At 67.6% G+C, this 18,666-nt stretch carries 14 protein-coding genes; 6 read left to right on the top strand and 8 right to left on the bottom strand.

Annotated features, from left to right (window positions below):
* Positions 1–15 precede the first annotated feature (15 nt).
* The 3 genes from WME89_RS12180 to WME89_RS12170 all read right to left on the bottom strand — a co-directional run bounded on the left by WME89_RS12180 (position 16) and on the right by WME89_RS12170 (position 6,075).
* The gene (locus WME89_RS12180) at positions 16–3,567 is read right to left on the bottom strand and encodes a serine/threonine-protein kinase (protein WP_438009355.1); all 3,552 of its coding nucleotides are present in this window, start codon (positions 3,565–3,567) and stop codon (positions 16–18) included.
* A 69-nt stretch (positions 3,568–3,636) separates the two neighbouring features.
* Positions 3,637–4,422 (bottom strand): enoyl-CoA hydratase/isomerase family protein, encoded by a 786-nt coding sequence (locus tag WME89_RS12175; RefSeq protein WP_438009354.1) that lies wholly within the window; start codon positions 4,420–4,422, stop codon positions 3,637–3,639.
* Between the two features lie 30 nt (positions 4,423–4,452).
* Positions 4,453–6,075: a B12-binding domain-containing radical SAM protein gene (locus WME89_RS12170; protein ID WP_438009353.1), complete on the bottom strand. Its 1,623-nt coding sequence runs from the start codon at positions 6,073–6,075 to the stop codon at positions 4,453–4,455.
* A gap of 240 nt (positions 6,076–6,315) precedes the next feature.
* Between WME89_RS12170 and WME89_RS12165 the strand changes: the two genes are divergently transcribed.
* A complete protein-coding gene (locus WME89_RS12165; RefSeq protein WP_438009352.1) occupies positions 6,316–6,528 on the top strand; it encodes a hypothetical protein in 213 nt (70 codons plus the stop codon).
* Positions 6,529–6,549: 21 nt separating this feature from the next.
* Here the strand turns inward: WME89_RS12165 and WME89_RS12160 are convergent, their stop codons facing one another.
* From WME89_RS12160 to WME89_RS12145, 4 genes are all read right to left on the bottom strand, one after another.
* Positions 6,550–7,455 carry a DMT family transporter gene (locus WME89_RS12160; RefSeq protein WP_438009351.1) on the bottom strand — a complete coding sequence of 302 codons (906 nt, stop codon included), beginning with the start codon at positions 7,453–7,455 and terminating at the stop codon, positions 6,550–6,552.
* A complete protein-coding gene (locus WME89_RS12155) occupies positions 7,452–8,873 on the bottom strand; it encodes a hypothetical protein (RefSeq protein WP_438009350.1) in 1,422 nt (473 codons plus the stop codon). Before WME89_RS12155 ends, WME89_RS12160 begins: the two co-directional genes overlap by 4 nt.
* 103 nt (positions 8,874–8,976) lie before the next feature.
* The gene (locus WME89_RS12150) at positions 8,977–9,798 is read right to left on the bottom strand and encodes a Rossmann-like domain-containing protein (protein ID WP_438009349.1); all 822 of its coding nucleotides are present in this window, start codon (positions 9,796–9,798) and stop codon (positions 8,977–8,979) included.
* The gene (locus WME89_RS12145; RefSeq protein WP_438009348.1) at positions 9,767–11,395 is read right to left on the bottom strand and encodes a B12-binding domain/radical SAM domain-containing protein; all 1,629 of its coding nucleotides are present in this window, start codon (positions 11,393–11,395) and stop codon (positions 9,767–9,769) included. The genes WME89_RS12150 and WME89_RS12145 overlap by 32 nt, the downstream gene beginning before the upstream one ends.
* Positions 11,396–12,575: 1,180 nt before the next feature.
* On the opposite strand from WME89_RS12145, the gene WME89_RS12140 reads away from it, so the two are divergent.
* The 5 genes from WME89_RS12140 to WME89_RS12120 all read left to right on the top strand — a co-directional run bounded on the left by WME89_RS12140 (position 12,576) and on the right by WME89_RS12120 (position 18,176).
* The gene (locus tag WME89_RS12140; protein WP_438006172.1) at positions 12,576–12,974 is read left to right on the top strand and encodes a hypothetical protein; all 399 of its coding nucleotides are present in this window, start codon (positions 12,576–12,578) and stop codon (positions 12,972–12,974) included.
* 119 nt (positions 12,975–13,093) lie between these two features.
* A complete protein-coding gene (locus WME89_RS12135) occupies positions 13,094–14,449 on the top strand; it encodes a DDE-type integrase/transposase/recombinase (protein WP_438009347.1) in 1,356 nt (451 codons plus the stop codon).
* Positions 14,446–15,261 carry an ExeA family protein gene (locus tag WME89_RS12130; protein WP_438006171.1) on the top strand — a complete coding sequence of 272 codons (816 nt, stop codon included), beginning with the start codon at positions 14,446–14,448 and terminating at the stop codon, positions 15,259–15,261. Before WME89_RS12135 ends, WME89_RS12130 begins: the two co-directional genes overlap by 4 nt.
* A 1,152-nt stretch (positions 15,262–16,413) precedes the next feature.
* On the top strand, positions 16,414–16,980 hold the full coding sequence (locus tag WME89_RS12125) for a glycine-rich domain-containing protein (protein WP_438009346.1): 567 nt from the start codon (positions 16,414–16,416) through the stop codon (positions 16,978–16,980).
* On the top strand, positions 16,980–18,176 hold the full coding sequence (locus WME89_RS12120; protein ID WP_438009345.1) for a glycosyltransferase: 1,197 nt from the start codon (positions 16,980–16,982) through the stop codon (positions 18,174–18,176). The genes WME89_RS12125 and WME89_RS12120 overlap by 1 nt, the downstream gene beginning before the upstream one ends.
* On the opposite strand, the gene WME89_RS12115 is transcribed toward WME89_RS12120, so the two are convergent.
* Positions 18,162–18,626, bottom strand: a complete 465-nt coding sequence (locus tag WME89_RS12115) for a transposase (protein WP_438009344.1) — start codon at positions 18,624–18,626, stop codon at positions 18,162–18,164. The genes WME89_RS12120 and WME89_RS12115 overlap by 15 nt on opposite strands.
* Between the last annotated feature and the right edge of the window lie 40 nt (positions 18,627–18,666).

Genomic DNA, 18,666 nt, shown 5'->3' with positions numbered 1-18,666 from the left:
GCCCGCGGAATCAGCTTACATGGTCAGCAGCGTCGGCATGTAGCCGACCTCGGTCGATATCTTGTCCAGCAGCCCAGACATCACCGCCCCCAGCGGCAGCGTCAGGCTCGAGCCGACCGCCTCTTTCCACGCCATGGCCTGCTCGGGATCCCTCAGTCTGCTCCAGAATACCCGCCGTGATTGGTGGCGCTCCGCCGCGATGTCGGGCACCCGCGGCCAGAAGTCCGGCTCCCCCGGCTCGAGCTCCTCGACGAGGGCGCCGCGCCGGCGCACCCTCTGCGCGGCGTCCTCGAGCTCGCCGAGCGCCTCCAGCGCCTCGGCGTAACGCTGCTCGGCGATGATGCACGTCGCCAGGTTCGAGACCTCCTCGAGCTGTCGCAGCCCTTCCTCCGCGAGCCTCCGTACCTCACCAGGTGCCTGACCGCAAAGCGCGCCGAGGTGGGCGAGCCCCACCTGGCAGAGCGGGGCCGCATAGGCGTCGCCCGTACGGGCGAGCGCCACCTCCATGCCGCGACGGTACGCGTCCTCCGCCTCGCGCAGCGCGCCGGTCACGAAACATGCGTCCCCCAGGAACGCGTAGGCCCAGCCGACCCCCGTTGCGATGTGGAAGCGCGCCGAGAGGTTGACGGCGTTGAGGAGCAGCACCCTCGCCCTGTCGGGACGACCGACGTGGAACTGATGTCGCCCCGCGAACATCGTCCCGAGGTACAGGTACAGTCCACCGAGCGAGGTCTTCTCCGCAGACGCGAGCAGCCGCGTCGTGAAGACGATGCCCATATCCCACTGGCAGCTCGCCTCGCACAGCGCCGCGTAATAGAAGAGTGAGCCGAGGGTGCGGACGGGATCCTTCAGCTGGTCCGCGAGGCGCGCGCTCGAATGTATCCGCTCCCATGCCTCCTCGTATCGCCCCATGTAAGCCAGCGAGGTCCCGAGCAGCCCCTCCGAGTGGGACAGCTCGGTGTACTCTTCGGCTTCCTGCGCGAGCTCGCATGCCGTCGTGAGCACCTCCGCCGCTGGACCGAACTTACCCATCGCGGACAGGGCGCGACCCATGATGTTGGACGGGATGTACTGGTACTGGCGGAGCGATGGCTCTTCCTTCACCGTCTCCAGGCAGCGCACGCTGTGCTCCAGCGCCTTGGGGAAGTTACCCTGGGCGTAGTAGATCCGCGCGTACGAGCTGAAGAGCGCGGCCGCCTGCGCCGGGCTCGGCTCGCCCAGCATCGCAGCGCAGGTGTCGAGGTGCTGCAGGATGTCGGACGCCTGTCCGAGCAGACAAGCGACGCGGACCAGCTCGTAAGCCGTGCGCATGAGCAGATCGCCGCGCTCGGAGGAAGGCGGCAGCGCGGTGAGCAGCCGTGACGCCTGCCCCAGATGCGCCGCGGCGCCTGCCGGGTCGTGCTGCTCGTAGGAGGCGAGGCCCGCCATGAGGTACGCCTCTGCCGCCGCCTGAGACTCACCCGCTCTCGAGAGGTGGTACGCGCGCGCCCCGGGCGGCTGCCCCTGCTCCTCGAGCCGGCGAGCGATGCGCCGGTGGATATCGGGGCGCTCCGCCTCGGCCACCGTGGCCTCCAGCTCCTCCCGGATCGTGTGGTGCACGAACGTGCAGCAGTCGGCCGTGATCCTGCAAAGATAGAGCTGCTCTGCTCTGGCCAACGCTGCCCTCACCTCGTCCTCTCCCATGAGACCGAGCGACGGCAGGAGCGCGACGCTGAACTGCCTTCCGAGGAGGGCGGCGACGCCGAGCACCCGGGTCACGCTGGGGTCGAGGCGGCACAACGTACGCTTGAGGACCCGCGAGACCGAGTCGGGCGGCACATAATCCGTATGGATCCTGGGCGATAACCAGAGCGGGCCGTCGTGCGACCGGGAGAGGTATCCCTCCAGCTCCAGATTGGCGACCACCTGGGTGATCAACAGCGGGCTGCCAGCGGAGAGGAGCGGGACGGCTCGCTGGAGCGTGGCGAGATCCTCTTTCGCGCTGCTCCCGGTCAGCGCCGCGAGCAGGGCGTCGTTGTCGGCTTTCGCGAGCGCCTCGACGAGGATCACACGCATCCCGAGCTCGTCGACCCGAGCCCTCGCCTCCGGGCGGCTGCTGCCGAGCAACAGCACCCGCGCGCCTGCGAGCTCGCGCGAGAGGACGCTGAGAACGCGAAGCATCCCTTCGTCCATCCAGTGCAGATCCTCGATCACGAGCACGACCGACACCTCGCGGGCGAGCTCCGTGAGCAGGTGCACCGCCGCGCCGGCCACGCGCGCCGCGCCGCTCGGCCTGATGGTCGAGGGGCGGCGCACCCCCCTGCCGTTCTGGAGGGTCGGGCGGTGGAGCTCCGGGACGAGCTCGCCCAGCAGCGCCGCGTCTCCTAGCATCGCGTCCTCGATCCGCCGCTGGATCTGCCGCTGTGCGAGCGCCGGGAGGGACTCGACCGCATGCGCGACCTGAGCGAGCGCTTCCCTGAGCGGTGCGTAGGGGACCAGCTCACCGAGCTGGCGGCAGCGGCCATAGCCCACCAGCGTGGGCTCGACGTGCACCGATCGGCTGACGAACTCCCCGAGGAGCCGCGTCTTGCCGATGCCGGCCTCGCCCACCACGGCCACGGCGTGTCCGCGGCCGCAGCGCGCCTCCGCGAGGCGCTCGCCAAGCAAGGCCAGCTCACGCGTCCGACCTACGAAGGGAACATCGCGGCCCGTAGGTGAGCCCGACATGACGTCGCCGTCGATGACCTCGTCGGGACCGCCGTGCAGGATCGCGTAGTAGACGTCCTTCAGACGGGCGCTCAGGAGCGCGGCGCTGGGGTAGCGCCGCTCCACGTCACGACGAAGGAGCGCGCCGACGAGCCCGGTCACCCCCTTCGGGATCCCTGGATCCAGCACCTCCAGCGGGACGGGGTCGTACGACAGCTTGGCCCGAATGAGCGCCGAGAGATCGGCGAGCTGGTAAGCCGGGGCGCCGGCGAGCAGCTCGTAGAAGATCGCCCCGAGCGCATAGATGTCGATCTTCGGGCCGAGGCGGGGTCTCCGCTCCTCGAAGCACTCCGGCGCCATGTACTGGACGGTCCCTGCGCCGATGCTGTCGAGGTCCATGAGCCCCGCGTCGCTCAGGCGAGCGAGCCCGAAGTCGAGCACCTTGACGGCCGGCGCATACGCGTCGGTGATCACGATGTTGTTCGGCTTGAGATCGAGGTGCAGCACGTCCTGGTGGTGACAGTACGCGAGCGCGTCCGCGATCTTCTCGACGATACGGACAGCCTCGAGGGCGTCCAGCCTGCCTCGATCGCGGCAGTAAGCGTCGAGGCGGGTGCCGTTGACGAGCTCCATCAGCAGGTAGAGCCGACCGTCGTCGAGGAAGCCGTGGCCGAGCACTCCCACGAGCGACGGGTGATGGAGCCGCATCAGCACCTCGAGCTCGTTCTGCTGGTACCCGAGCTCCTGCGATGAGAGCTTCGCCGTGGGGACGTTCGACACCTTGACGGCGACCGCTCCGCCCGCCGCCGTACACGCCCTGTAAACCTTGCCGAACCCGCCCTCGCCGATCAGCTCCTCGACGGTGAGATCACCGATTCTCACCCCCCTGTCGAGCTTGTGGTAGGACACGAACCCTCCCGCGTCGTCCGCTCAGCGCTGTGCCGTCGGACGTCATCCGCCGTCGTCGGAACGTTTTTTGAAGAAATCAGCCAGGCGCCTGCGCACGTCCTCCGGATCTCCAGCGCTCGAGTAGCCATAGATGGCCTCCAGACGCAGCGCGTCGTCGATGGGGCGGCCGATCACCTCCAGGATGGTCTCCTTGGCGGAGCGGACAGCAATCTGGCCGTTCTCCAGGATCATCCTCGCGTAGCGCTCGGCCTCGGCGAGCAGCTCCTCCTCCGGCACGACACGGCTGACGAGACCGATGGCGAGCGCCTCCTCCGCGTACACTGCCCTCCCGGTGAGGACGAGCTCGAGCGCGCGCCCCGTGCCGAGGATCGCCACCAGCCGAACGATGCCACCATCGCCGTGATGGAACCCGCGCCGGACCTCGAAGCTGCCGAACTGGGCGCTGCGCGACGCGATCCGGATGTCGCAAGCGAGGGCGAGCTCGAAGCCGCCGGCGAGCGCGTGCCCGTTGACCGCCGCGATCACCGGCTTGTAGATGCGGTGGAGTCCTCTCGTGATGCCCCCGAGCCCCGTCGACGCGTTCCGCCGGATGTCCAGAGCGCTCCGTCCGAGCCACTCTGGAATGTAGGATCGCAGATCGGCGCCTGCACAGAACGACGGCCCGTTGCCCGTCAGGATCGCGACATCGACGTCAGCGTCCCCGTCGAAATCCCGCCAAACGCGCCAGAGCTCGGCGTTCGTCTCCCGATCGATGGCGTTCATCGCGTCGGGGCGATTCAGCGTGACCCACGCGATCCGGTCCTGCTTGCGGTAAAGTACAGTGTTCATGCTTCCTCCGTAGGTGAGGGCCTGCACGCCCTATCCCGTCGTGGAGCCCGCTCGCCGGCGCGCGCCGAGGAGCCCCGCCACGGCGAGCCGGATGGCCAGCGGGCCCTTCCAGCGCGGGCTCACGACCAGCCGGTCGAGCGTCTCGTCGTTGGCCATCGATTCGATGATGCGCTGCTGCCGCTCCGCGACGGACAGCTCCTCGTTCTTGGCGATCCGGTAGCGGTAGAGGTCATCCGCCGTGGTACAGAGCAGGCGCTCGAAGAACACGGCCAGGTTTCCCCAGTAGAAGTGACGATCCATGCGGTCGGTCGAGCCCATCGCTCTCAGCGTGTGGAGGTCGACCTCGCCGAGCGCGTGCCTCAGGCTCTTCCGGTTCTCCTGGGCGGCTCCACCGATGCTGGAGGCGGGCATATTCCAGTCGTGGTAGAACATATCCTTGACCTCCAGCCGCTTGTCACGGACCATGTTGTCGAAGAGCACGCTGTTCTTCTGCGGCAGGAGATCCGCGGAATAGTGGTAGTCACAAACCACGCCGTCGAGGCCCGCCCCGGAGCGAGCCGCGCCGGCGTGGGTCGGATTGATGAAAAGTCCGACCACGTAGACCCCGTTCGCCTTCATCGTCCGGTAGACTCTTCTCCACATGTCGAGCATGTCCCTGGAAGCGACCCCTTTCTTGTGGTCCTTGAGCCAACGGCTGTCGAGCGTCTCGATCCCCATCAGGGCGAGACGGAGCCCCGCCCTGGAAGCAATCGAGGCGAACTCAGGATGTCGCGCGACGGTGTCGCCCCTGATGAACCCGCCGAACGACATGCCGTAACCGCGCCGGACGATCGACTCCAGCAGCTCGACGGTGTGCGCGTGGTCGTGGCCGAAGTTGTCGTCGGCGAAGAAGACCTGGCGGACGCCCAGCCGCTCGAGCCGGTCGAGCTCATCGAGCACCCGGTCCACGCTCTTGTATCGTTGCTTGTAATCCCAGAAACGGTTGATATTACAAAAATCGCACCGGTGCGGACACCCCCGAGAGATCTCGAGCGTGGCCGCCGGGCCGCCCGCTCCGAAACCATGACGGTAGGGCGTCAGATCCATCCGCTCCCACGCGGGTATCGGAGAGTCATCGAGCGGCATATCAGGCAGCGCGGCGGTGGTCCGGCGGACGGCGCCGGAGGCGTCCCGATACACGAGGTTGGGCACGTCCTCGAAGCTCTGCGCGCCCTCGGCGAGCAGCTGCATGAGCCGCGGGAAGGCGCGCTCCCCCTCCCGGACCACGACGAAGTCGACGCCGAGCTCCACCCAGCGCTCGGCGAAGGCGGACGCCTGGTTGCCCCCGAGGACGACCTTGACGGAGGGGTTCAGCCGCCGCGCCAGGCGGATCGTGACCTCGGTGTCGAGCGCCTTCAGCGGCGTCATCACCGTGATGGCGATGACATCGGCGCGCGCGAGCCGCGCTTTATAATCGCGAAAGCTCGCGGGCGCTACGTAGCCGTCAAAAATCTCAACGTCGAATGGCATGGCGCTGACCGTCGACGCCAGAAGGGGGTAAATGAGGGATGGGACCTTGACGATCTCGCCCAGCGTATCGACCGGAAACGGCCACGAGTCGAAGAGTGTCTTCGGATGAAGGAACAACAGCCTGATCTTGGATCGTCCCGGCATCAGCATACCTCTGGGGCTGCAATGGCGCTGCGCACCGACGCGTGATGCGTCGGCGGCGATCGCGGTCAGTCCTCGGCGGTCCAGGCGGGCGGCGCGCGCGAGGACCCACCCAGTCTAGTAGCGAGCCGCTTCTCGACCATGGCCGGACGCCATAGAGCGCGTGCGTTCGGCGCCGGCGAGCGTCGGCCAGAGTGTCTCGAACGGCTCTGGCCAGGGCGCACGGCGACGACGGCGTGGTCCGTGACGCCAGTGTCGCCGAAGCTGACGACCCGTAAATTCGGAGAGCCGGTCAGTCCCCCGCCGGGCCGTCTCACGGGGATGTTGCGCAGCCGGACGTCGAGCTACGACGAGGACGGGATCCGACGCTGCCGCACCGAGGTGATCGCGCGGGATCTCCGCTTCACCGGGCGCCGGCCCATGGCGCCCCCGCCGCCGGGGCTCGAGGACGGCTGAGCCAGCCGAACCCCGCCGTCATCACGCAGCCTGTTCACGCGAGGCGCGCCTCGGCGAAGGGAGCTGCACGAGGGCAACGCCCACGATGACGACCCCCAGCGCGGCGAGGAGCGCCGGAGTGACCGCCTCGCCCAGAAAGACCGCCGCCAGGAGGAAGCTCCAGACAGGGACGAGGTTCAGGAAGATGGTCGTGCGCCCCGCGCCGAGCTGCTGAATGCCGCGATACCACAGGACGAACGCCACCACGGTCCCGAACGCCGCCATGTACCCGATCCCCGCCGCGCTTCCGGCGTCCAGCAGCGCGATCTGGCGGGGGACATCCACGCGGACGAGCGCGTACGCGCAGAGCAGCGCCGCGCCCAGCATGACGGCGTAGGCGGTCGCGACCAGCGGCGAGAAGATGGCGACGGCCTTGCGCCCGAGAATGGAGTAAGCCGCCCATACGACGACGGCGCCGAGGAAAGCGATGTCGCCTGTCGTGCCCCGCCATCCCAGCGCCGACACGCCCCCTCCTCGACCGGCGATCACGATGTACAGCACGCCCAGGAAGGACACCACCATCCCTACGAGCTTCTGGGGCGTCAGGGGCTCCTTCAGGAACACGCGCGCCAGGAGCACGGTCCACACGGGGGCTGTCGCGATGATCGCAGAGCCGTGGGTGACCGTCGAGTACTTCAGGCCGAAGAAGAACAGGACATTGTACAGGAGCACGCCCGTCACGCTGCAAAGGGAGATGATCTTGAACCCCCGCGCGCTGGCCGGCTCCCACCGCTTCGAGACGGTCAGGAGCAGCGGGAAGATCACCGCCGCGATCGCGAAGCGCGCCGCCGCTACGAACGTCGGATCGAGCCGGTGCACGGTGGACGACCCCACCACGAACACCCCGCTCAACAAGAGCGTGGCCAGGACGACCTGCAGGTAAATCATGCCGCTTCGTCGAGCAGTAACCACGTGCACTCCGTGTAGGTATCGTACTCTTGCTTCGAAGCCGCTCCGGTCTCGAGCGCTGCCTTGAGCTCCTTCTGGAGCTTGCGTAGATCCGTGAACGCCTCGTGGACATCGCCCGCCGCGATCTGCGCGCGCGCGCTCCTCAGCCGCTCGAGGAAGCGGCCATGCCCGTCGCGATCCTCGACCAGGCGTGCCATCGCCTTGATCTGCGCGTGGCTCGCGAGGAAGCTCGAGACCTGTTCCAGGATCTGGTTGCGAAGCGCGACCACCTCTCCGCTCCTGGCCCCGACGAGGAGGGACAGATCCGACACCGCCGCCGCGTCGGCGCGCCCGGCCTCCACGCGGTGGACGACCTTCGCCACGGCTGGCCGGAAGGGCGTACCAACGAGATCCGCGTGCAGCAGCCGGACCGCGAGGATCGCCTCTGCGGCGGCCATCGCCGCGACGAGCCAGACGTCCTCGCCGCCGTCGGCGCCCTCCTCCCGCAGCGTCGCCACGATCTGCAAGGCGGCGGACGGCTCGAACCCCACCGGGCGCTCCGCGGCGCTCGTCGCCTCTGGCTCGAGCGACAGGCTCCCGGTGTCCTGGTTCCAGAGGCCATCAGCCGCCGCGTCAGAGAAGCGGAGCCGCGCGATCGGCAGCGCGGCGACCTTGCGATCGGTGTGCCCACGCGCGAGCCCCGCGGCCTCGAGCTCGTCGAAGATGCGCTGCCGCGCCTCCCCATGGCTCGCACCGTCGAAGAGGCCGGACTTGATGGCGACTCCGGTCTTGATGACCGGCGGCACGAGCCAGCGGCCCAGCCCGGGGTGGACCCCGGCGGGGGTCAGGCCGAAGCGGATCGGAAGTCCGATGGCGCGGCCATACGCGAGGTCGGCCGTATCGTGCGCCGGGTTGATGAGCACGGCGCCGGTCCCGAAATCGGGCTTCACCCAGTCTGCAATCAGGACGGGGAGCTGGTCTCCCGTCAGCGGGTGATGAACATACCGCCCCAGGAAGCCTGGCTGGCGTCGCCTCCCTGCCCGGCGCGCGAGCCGGTGATCCCGGTGGATCGCGACCGCGCACGCGGCGTGGCAAGGTGACCAGTCCGTGATGAAGACCTCGACGGCGCTCTGCTCGTCGCCGACCAGGGGGAAGCGAAAGATCGCTCCCGGAGTGGCGCGCACGGCGTCCTGATGGCGCCTGGAGAGCGCCGACCCGAACACGTCGCCGCTCTCCTTCAGCGCCGCGACTGCCCCCGGCGACGGGACGTAAAGCACGTCGGCGCCGGCCTCGTCCTCGGAAAAATGGATGAGGTCTTGCTCGAGGAGCGCACCCAGCGCCGCGAGCGAGGCCGGGCGCCCAGCCTCTGACGGCTCGCTGGCCGTGGACGCCTTCGCTCGCCGGAGGAGGGCGGCCATGCCCTCGCACCTCCTCTTGTCCAGGGGAGGACACCGCTCAGAGAGGCAGACGATACGCGTCATTCGAGCACCCTCGCGTGGTCATGGGACAGGCCGTTCGCCCTCACGAGGCCGCCCGGAACACATCGATCCTCGATGTGCCCTGGAACATGTACTGCGGCTGGTACTCGGAGATGACGCAATCGACCCCGATCTCCTTGCAGTAGGTCTCGCCGAAGTGGGATCCCGTCGCGGCAAAGAGGACCAGCTTCTTGCCGGCCTCCTTTACCCCCTGCAAGATGCTATCTAGGGTCGCCGTCGTCAGCGTCATCCCCGTGGCGAGCACCAGGTCGCACGCGTGGATCAGCTCGTTCGTGTGCTGGCCGTCGCACACCTTCACGCCCCCGAGGCCACGCTCGATGAGCGCGGGATCGAAATCGCTCCCGATGACCCTCACTCCTCGTTTCAGCAGGTGAGGGAAGAAATTGCCCATGACCCCGACGTTCAAGACTCGCTTGCCGGCCGGGTCGCCGAGGAGATCACAGACTTCCTCCACGATGATGCGCGCGCGCTCGACGGTCTTCTCGTGCGCGTTTCCGGAGAACTGGTACGTCCTCAACGGGCGCCGCTCGAAGTTGGCGTAGACGGCGTCGAGGACCGCGATGCTCGTCGGCCAGTGGTCGGTCACGATGTGCCGCGTGTCCGCCCCGAGGAGCGCGTCGTCGACGGGGGCGTCCCCGTACGCGCTGTACGCGCAGCCCTGCCAGAGCGTCTGCGCGTACACCATGCTGTACGCCAGGTCGCGCTCGTGCTCGTTCGGGCGGTAGCGGTAATCGACCCGCCAGAGGCCGCGCAGCGCGAAGATCTCGGCGGACATGCCGCGGCTGCGCTCGATGGCCTGCGCCCGCAGGCGCTCAAAGATGATGCTGTCTCTCGGTGATCTCATGGTTCCTTGTGCTTCTTTCTCCACCGCGTCTCAGGATCGCGTCGACCCATGCAATGATCTCCATGGCCTCCCGTGGATCCGGCGCTGGACACCCCTGCAGCGGATACCTCGTCGAGGCCTCCCCGAAATGGCACAGCGAGGGCAAGAGCGCGTCGTCGATGGCCCAGTCCAGGTAGTCGTACGATGCGCCCCCGTCCCTCCCCATGAGCGGGTGCTGGACGGCCCAGTTCATGCTGATGGTCACGAGGGCCGGGTAATCCGCCCTCATGCGCTCGATCTGCCGCAGGAAGGCGCGCCGCTGCGCGTGAGATTCTCCCATGCCGAAGAGCAAGGAGAAGCCCACTTTGATGTCGCTGCTCGAGAGGATGTCCAGCATGTCACGGGTGCGGTGTAGCCAGGGCTTCCGCTTCCGGCCCGTGTCCTTGCTCATTCCGCCGATCGCGGTCGGGTCCGGTGTCTCGATCCCGACGAACAGGTAACTCAGGCCGGCCGACCGGAGGAGCGAGAGCTCTTTCGGCCTCGCGAGGACCTGGTCCACGGTCGCCTGGCCGCCGAACCGGAACGACGCGAGCCTCGCCGCCTTGCCCTCGCAGAACCTGTGGATCAGCTCCGGGTGCATACCGAGCAGGGTCGAGTCCTCCACGAAGCCGCAGGGCTCCTCGCCCGGGTGGTCCTCTTCGATGACCTGCGCCGCGGCGGCCATCTGGCGGAGGAGGCGCAGGTCGCTCGTCCGGAAGTCCCGAGGGGGACCGACGACGGACACGCGCTCGCTGCAGAAGGCGCAATCATAGATGCAGCCCCTGCCGATATCGCTGAAGAGGTGCGCGGTGGGCTGTCGATCGAAGACGTCGAACCGCGCCTCTACCCCGAACGGCTGGCACGGCGGGACGAGCTCGACGTCGGTCATGGGCCGCTCGCGCGAGGCCACGACGCGCGCCGCGCCATCCTCGGCCGTCCCGGCGATCCAGCGCCCGGGCGCCTCCTCGAGCTCGTCGATGCGGCGCCGCGCCGCGGAGGCCGGGGCACCGGCGCCGACGACGCTCGAGACGAGCTCACCCATGGCGGCCACGAAGAACTCCCCGTCTCCGGACAGGACGACATCGAAGACCGGTTCGATCGCCCCGCGGGCCATCAGCCGCAGGGGAGACGAGGCGTGGTGGCGTATGCTCCGGGTGAGGGGGTCGCGGTAGATCGTCTCCGACGCGTGCCGCCCGCCGAGCACGATACACACCTCGTCGCCGAGCAACGCCTTGATCCTCGTCGCGCAGGCGATGGCCCCTGGGAGGCACACCGTCATCGCCCCGAGGAAGACCAGGTTGGGCCGCAGCTCTTGCACGAGCGCGTCCACCTTCGCGAGCGCGGACGGCAGGTCGTGCACGAGCAGGGCAGTCTCGCGCCGGCTGCGGCGGTCGGTTGCCCAGTTGCTCGCGGACCAGGGGCTCTCGACGCGGGTCGCGCGGTGCGCGGCGACCCGCATCGCGTTGTATAGACTCGCAGCGTCCTCGCTCGACAGGGCGCGCCCGCCGACGCCGCCAGCCTGGAACTGAGGAGCGGAGAGGGCAAGAACGCGCAGGTGTGCGCCGGAGTGATTGCTCATGAACACCTCGACACGCTGCTCGCGCTCCGCGGCAGGCGTGCGCCGGGGTCCAGAGCACGACGCGTGCCCGGGGCGAGCCTCGCGCGTGCCGCGGGAAATCGAGGCCCCGCCGGGCCGAGGCGCCTTCGCCGCGGAGCTCCGATTGCGCGATCGAGCAAGGCGGCGCGCTATCAGGCAAAGCCGCGGCGCTGCGGGCGGCCCGCGCGGTCAGCCGGGTTGAGCTGTGAGGGACGGGGCGACTCGTACCGCTCCCCTCCCCGGGCCGGCGCCGCCGCTCGGGCGGAGGCATCGAAGGAGAGCAAGGCATGGGCGCGCCCCATCAACGCCGAGGCGGAGGCTGGGGAGGACCAGTCTGCATGTCGGCCCCCGTGCGAGCGGGGTTCGGCCACGCGGCCCGGGGAGCTTCCAACGACCGCGGGACGCACTGTTTTGGCGGTCGACGGACCGTCGGTCAGCACAAGTGCGGGCCGACGGTTTCTTCCGTATAGCCCTCCTCCGCGCCGTCTGCAAGGTCGTCGGTCGTTGGCCAACCGACCCCTGTGGCACCCTACGCAGGCGGACGGTCCGTGCGAGGTTATTACCGCCCAGTCTCGTTGATGCTCCAGCCCCTCGCACCGAGCATGCTGCGTGATGGTGAGGAGTTCTGCGCCGCGAAGATGGCCATCATGGAGGGGGCTCGCTCCGCGTAGGCAACGAGGGAGGAGGACGTCCACGGAGCCACGGCCCCGAGCCTTCCGGTCATCCACCAAGAATTCTCATCAGAGAAGCAACCGGTACATGGCTGCACCCTTTCCGAGTACGGCTCGGGAATTACCAGCCATCGTTGCTCCCACGCCCGCCTCACGACGGGGTAGGTCCACCCGAGGAGCGGAGCAGCGGCGCGGTGCCGGCCACAAAATAGGCGACGAGGAGACCTGATCTTGGCGGACAGCCTCCTCGTCGTGCTCCGGTTCTCTTGCCCAGGAATCGAAGCGGTCGCAGTGTTATCCAGAGCGCCATCGACATCAAGCGCTGGCAGCAGCAACCCCCCACAGTCGTCGAAGCGCGCCCCGCTCGCTGCCCCGCCTGCGGCGCCGCGAGTTGTCCGCTCGGGGGCGCGATCCGGCTCCAAGGCCACGGCAGGCGCGAGCGACAGGTCTGGGGCCCTGCCAGCCCGGACCAGCCCCCCGAGGTGATCTCGGTGGCCGCCCGCCGCTACCGCTGCCTCGGTTGCAGCGCCGTGCTCCTCGTCGTTCCTCGCGGCGTGCTGGGCCGGCGCGTGTACAGCGCCGCCGCGATCGGCTTCGCCCTCGCGCTCTGGGGCCTGGCGCTCGCGACGGCGATCGAGGTCCGGCGGCGCGTCGGCCCGTCGAGGATCCTCGGCGAGAGCGCCGTCACCGGCTGGGCCACGCTGCGCCGGTGGGCGCGCGAGGTCGCGCAGCGACGTCTCTTTGCTCAAGCCCCCGACCCAGGGCCGTCAGCGTCCCTCCGAAAGAGCGCGGCGACCGCCGCGGCCTCGCTCGCGGCGAGCGCGGACCCAACGACCCGGGCGCTGCCGATCGAGCACCGCGCCTTCTTCGGCGCCGCGCACGCGGCGTGAGGGGCTCTGCCCTTTCGGAGTCGGAATCGTACAGCCCACCTGAGAGGATCGCTGCCGAAAACGCCGCCGATCCCGGACAAGGACCGCACGCCAGCAAGGCGCAGAAAGGACCTGTTCGAATGGCTCTCGGCCCCGCCGACCACGCCGAGACCGTGGCGATCTATCGCGCCACGGTCATCGGCCCTCTGATGCACCGCGTGCTCACCCACGGCCAGCTCGCCGCCGAGCTGCGCACGCTCAGCGAGCAGCGGTTTCGACCGCCGGGCGCGCACAGCACGCGCACCTACTCGGTGCCCACGCTCCAGCGCTGGCTGTACGCCTATCGCTCCGCTGGCCTCGATGGCCTGCGTCCGCAGCCACGCAGCGATCGAGGCTTCGCGCAGGAGCTCTCGGAGGAGCTGCGCGCGCTGCTGCTCGATATCCGGCGCGAGCATCCCGATGCCTCGGTGCCGCTCATCCTCAAGACGCTCGTCGATGAGGGGCGCCTCGAAGCGGGCAAGGTCTCCGAGCCCACCGTACGGCGCCTGTACGCGGCGCACGGCCTTCGCCGCCGCGCCGCGCGCGCCGAGGGCGAGCCGAAGACGCGGCTGCGCTGGCAAGCCGAGCGCCCCGGCGCGCTCTGGCACGGTGACGTCTGTCACGTGACCGGCTGCACCGTCGGCGGCAAAGCGATGCCGATCCGCATCCACGGGCTGCTCGACGACGCCTCTCGCTACGTCGTCGCGCTCGAGGCGCACACCACCGAGAAGGAGGTCGACATGCTCGGCATGACCGTCGACGCCCTGCGCCGTCACGGCAAGCCCGACGCGCTCTATCTCGACAACGGCTCGACCTACCGCGGCGACATCCTCAAGACCGCGTGCGCGCGGCTCGGCATCACGCTCCTGCACGCAAAGCCCTACGACCCCGAGGCGCGCGGCAAAATGGAGCGCTTCTGGCGCACGCTGCGCGAAGGGTGCCTCAACTACCTCGGTGCCGTGGCCTCGCTCGTCGACATCAACACGACGCTCCGCGCTTTCCTCGACCGGCGCTACCACCCAGCGCCGCATGCGGGCCTGCTCGGCAAGAGCCCGGCGCAGGTCTACGCAGTCCGTCCCGCCGGAGACAGCGCGGTCGACGAGAAGGCGTTACGCAGCGCGCTTACCGAGCGTACCCGGCGCCGCGTCTCGGGCGATAACATCGTCTCTGTCGACGGCATCGCCTGGCAGCTCGATCAGGGCTACCTCGCTGGCCAGGTCGTCTCTGTGGCCCGGTGCTTCATTGCGTCCGACGAGCCGCCGTGGGTCGAGCACGAGGGCAAGCGCCTTGTGCTGCATCCGGTCGACCCGCAGCGCAACGCGCGGCGCAAGCGGCCGCCGTGCGGTGGCCCTGCGGCGGACAGGCCGACGCGCCCGGTGGACTTCAACCCCGCGCGGACGCTCGGCCGCCGGGCGGAGGGTGGCGAGGACACGAGCGAGGCTGGAGGTGGAGCGTGAGCGAGTCGTACGTCCGCTTCTTTACCCTGTCCGCCGCGCCCTTTTCCAAGGAGATCCAGGATGGCGAGCTGTGGCTGCCGCCCTCGAAGGAGCAGCTCGTCGAGGAGGTGTGCGAGGCCGTGCACGAGCACGCCCAAGTGCTGCTGGTCGGCGAGCCTGGCGCCGGTAAGACGTGTGTGCTGCGGGCCGTGCGGCATCGGTTGCCCCAGGCAGGCTTCCGGCTGACCTACTGCCACAACGCCACGCTGGGCCGTCGCGACTTTTATCGTCAGCTCTGCCACGCGCTCGGCCTCAATCCCGCTGCGACCGCGGCGGCTGTCTTCTATGCCGTCAGCGCGCATGTCGAGACCCTCGGCCGCGAGCGCATCCATCCCGTCTTCCTGCTGGACGAAGCGCACCTGCTCCACCAGGACACTCTTGATCATCTCCACATTTTGCTTAATTACGAATGGGACAGTCGTGCCCTGTTGTCGCTGATTCTGGTAGGGCTCCCGGACCTCCAAGATCGGCTCGAGCTGCGCAAAAATCGCTCGCTGTACTCGCGCATCGAACGGCGTCTGTCAATTGGCGCCATGGTCCCCAATGACACCGGCGAGTACGTGCGTCTGCGGATGAGCCGCGCCGGCGCCGACCGCGAGGTCTTCACCGCCGACGCACTCACCCTGCTGCACGAGGCGGCCGGCTCGAGCCTGCGCGAGATCGACCGCATGGCCACCGCCGCGCTGCGCGAGGCAGCGCGGCGCAAGAAGAAGCTCGTCGAGCGCGAGGTGATGGCCCACCTCGTCGGCGACTTGGGCACGGACGGCAGCTGACGCTGACCGCGATGACCGGTGCGTCCTCGGCGCCGGCGCAGGAGTGCCTCGCCGGCGCCCCCGTCGACGGTCAAACGAGGATGGCCATCACGAGGCCGCCAGCGGCGCACGCCTCGGCGATGGCCATCGCCCTCCTTGACCCCAACCGCGCACGCTCGCGATGGCCATCAAGGGGTCTGCTCGGCGAACCATCAGCCAGCGTGAGCGTCAATAGAGGTGAGCTATGGCTTCACGTCGTGCGACCGCGTCGGGCGCGAGCAAGCTCGGGAGGGCTCGGCGAAGTTCGCGAGCGCCTGTCAGAAACCTGCTGATGGCTCACGAGCCGACCCGTAGAATGAAGGATCTCTGGAGCGTCAAGCTTCGACCACTTGGACCCCGCGCTGCCCTTCAACTGCGCGGCTCGTAGCGCACGTCAAGGGCTTGCATCTGTAGAATTCCGTGGCGCGGACCCATGTCGTAAGTTCGCGGCGTAGTGGTCGCCGCCGACGAGGAGCGCGGCACGCGGCATGAGGTCGAACGCGTCGGCGGACGAGGCGTTGAGTGGAATCGGGGGCCCCGCGGCGCGAACGCGTCGAGCAGAGGCTCGGGTCGGTGCGGTCGGCATCATGAGTCCAGGCGCCGCTTGGGCTGCCTCATCCCATCTAATGGGCCGCCTTCATTCCACAGCTTGCGGGGCCCTTCGAGGCCGGAGCCGATCCAGCCCTTCGCGAAGGACGAGCGCCACGCCGCGAGCGGCCCCCCTGGTGCGGGGCAATTCGATGAGCCTCCGGCGCTCGATGCCCACAGGCGCGAAGTCGAGAAGATCGAGGCGCACGCGGCGATCGTCGCCGAGGCCGTCGAACTCGGGGCTGGGCGCGAGGCGGACGGGCGAGGACCTCGGCGTTTGCGAGGGAACCGCCCCGGCGCGCACATCGAGGCAAGCGCACGCCTTGCAATATGGCCGCGGCGGGCACCCGGATGCGGGTGGTCGACATACGGTGTAGAGCGTGCGCTCGGTGGCGACAAGCACGAGCTCGGCGAGCAGGGCCGGGGTGGCGAGTTGTGCTGTTCCTGCTGGGCGGCTACTCCACGAAGCGTGGCCTCAGCGATCAGCTTCACTCCCACGATGCTTTGTGTTAAGCTTAGCGCGTTCTCGCGCAAAGGAAATCGAGCATGACCACAGAACAGAACGAAGAGCAAGTGGATCCGGAGAAGGCAACAAAGATCCGGGAGTCGCTGGCGCTGTTCCCGCTACCGAGAGTGGTAGCTCGGTACTCGCACGACTATGATCTCCCAGAGGATATGGCTTTGCGGGTTGTCGAAGAAATGAAGCGATTCTTGGCGCTTTGCGCAATGAACTCGTCTGCTAGGTACGGAATGCGCGGCATCGTCGACGACGCGTGGCACACGTTTATGATATTTTCACGTGACTACTTCGCCTTCTGTGAGGCCATCGCCGGAACGTATATCCACCACGAACCTGAGGAACGTGGCAGTGATGATGGCCTCGAACAGCGGCTCGCCCTCAGCCGGGACAGCTACCGTCGGACGCTTGCGGATTACGAGAAAGTCTTCGGTAGCGAACCGCCCATTGATATCTGGCCTCGCGTTCAGTCCGGCGAAGCACTCCATGAACCAGCCTGTCGCAACGCATGCGGCAGAAGCTGCAGTCGATGCGGGCGCGGCTGCGCGAGTTGTGGGCACGGCTGCTCAAGATGCAATAGGTGTGGGCGCGGCTGATGGCAAGCGTTGTAGTCTTCGGGAAAATACCACCACTGCAAGGTGGCGTGGCAGTTCAGACCTTAGAGTTCGTGAGAGCTCTTCGGGCTCGGGGCCACAGATGTACTATTATCACCACCAATCTTGATGCCGACGCCGACTTCAATGAGGAATTTACGGCTGCAGACTGGGTGGAGTTCGATAGGCGCCTTGCTGGAGCCGCAGTGATTCGCATTGATTCCACGTCTCCAATTGCACACATCCCTCGATCCTCAGCGTTGGAAACTCGTCTGCTGGGAGCGGGCGCTGAAGTTGTTGCGACGGCTGACCTTGTGATAGGTTGGTACTTTCAGCCGTTCGGCGTGGCCGCAGCGATGGCCGCGAGCAACGCGAGGAAACCATGTGTCATAGTTCACGCGGGAAGCGATCTCAGCCGGCTTTGTGCCAACCCGGACTTGCTCGCCGCGTATCGGTTGCTGTTTCGCGGTGCTTATCTATTAAGCGTCTCGCCGCGCTCGCGTCCATTGCTCGAAGAAAGGTTTCCTCTAACTGACGGATACCGGATCGTCGATGCTTTACCAGGTGCAGCGTTGCCCAGTTATTTCAACACCCGACCCAAGAGGCGTCCACAAGGCGTGTCAAGTCCATTCAGGCTTGGAGTTTACGGAAAATGTGGGCAGCAAAAAGGTCATTTTGATCTACTTGCAGCACTGTCCATCCTAGGACACGAAGGTGTCGAGCTGGAAGTTGCGTTCTGTACGGGCGGTCGCATAGGGGTGATTTCTGCGCTTCGAGATGAAATCCGCCGAAGAGAGCTCAGGAAAGTAAACATTGGTCCACTGATCGCACCGTGGCAAGTTCCTGCGTTTATCGATTCCTGCGACGCGGTTGCATTTCTTGAGCGTGATTTTGAAGTCAATATTCATGGTCCGCAGATCCCGAAGGAGGTCATGTGGCGTCGACGGGCTTTGGTCTGCTCTGCAGAGATCGTTGCAAAACAATGGTTCTCTAGGGCTATGGTTCCTTGGGTCAACTATGTTCCCGCGGGAGATCCAAAGCAGCACGTAGCGTTAGCGGCGTCGCTCGCTCGCCTTGTCCGTGAGGGACAGGCTCGAGAAATTGGTGCCTCGGCTGGGGGCCTCATTCGACAATTTCTCGGTCGTGCCCCCACGACGGATACCCTGTTGAGTACGCTTGAGCATTCAGGTTTGCTCTAGTGCTCCGACGATTCTGTTGAACCAGTCGGCGCCGAAAACTTGCTCGGCGTCGCGGACGGTGAACTTCCAGTTGATCTCGCGGCGCGCCCGGTCCGCGGCTGCATTCCACTGCCGGACGCGGCGGCGTAGCTCGGCGAGGGTTGGGATGCGGTTGCGACCGAGGCACTCCCTGGACACGAGGCTGGTTTCGGTCTCCGCGGCGTTCAGCCAGCTCGCGTGCTTGGGCGTGAGGTGAAGCGCGAAACGCGAGGCAAGCGCGCGACCCCGCTCGGCTCCGAATTCCTTGATGAGCGATGCAGGGGTGTGAGTATTGAGGTTGTCCAGCACCAGGTGAATCCGCATCGCCCGCGGGTAGGCTCGGGCGATGCGGTCGGCGGCGAGCGCGAAGGACGGACGCGTCCGGTCCTCGGTCGCGTGGGTGAGATGGCGCCCGAGGTTGAGAGGGTCCAAGTTCGGCTGCCGATCGTGGGGCAGGTGGGGGGACGGGACG

The sequence above is a fragment of the Sorangium sp. So ce321 genome (genome assembly GCF_051530195.1).
Lineage (GTDB): Bacteria > Myxococcota_A > Polyangia > Polyangiales > Polyangiaceae > Sorangium.
This window is presented reverse-complemented; position numbering and strand designations above follow the sequence as displayed.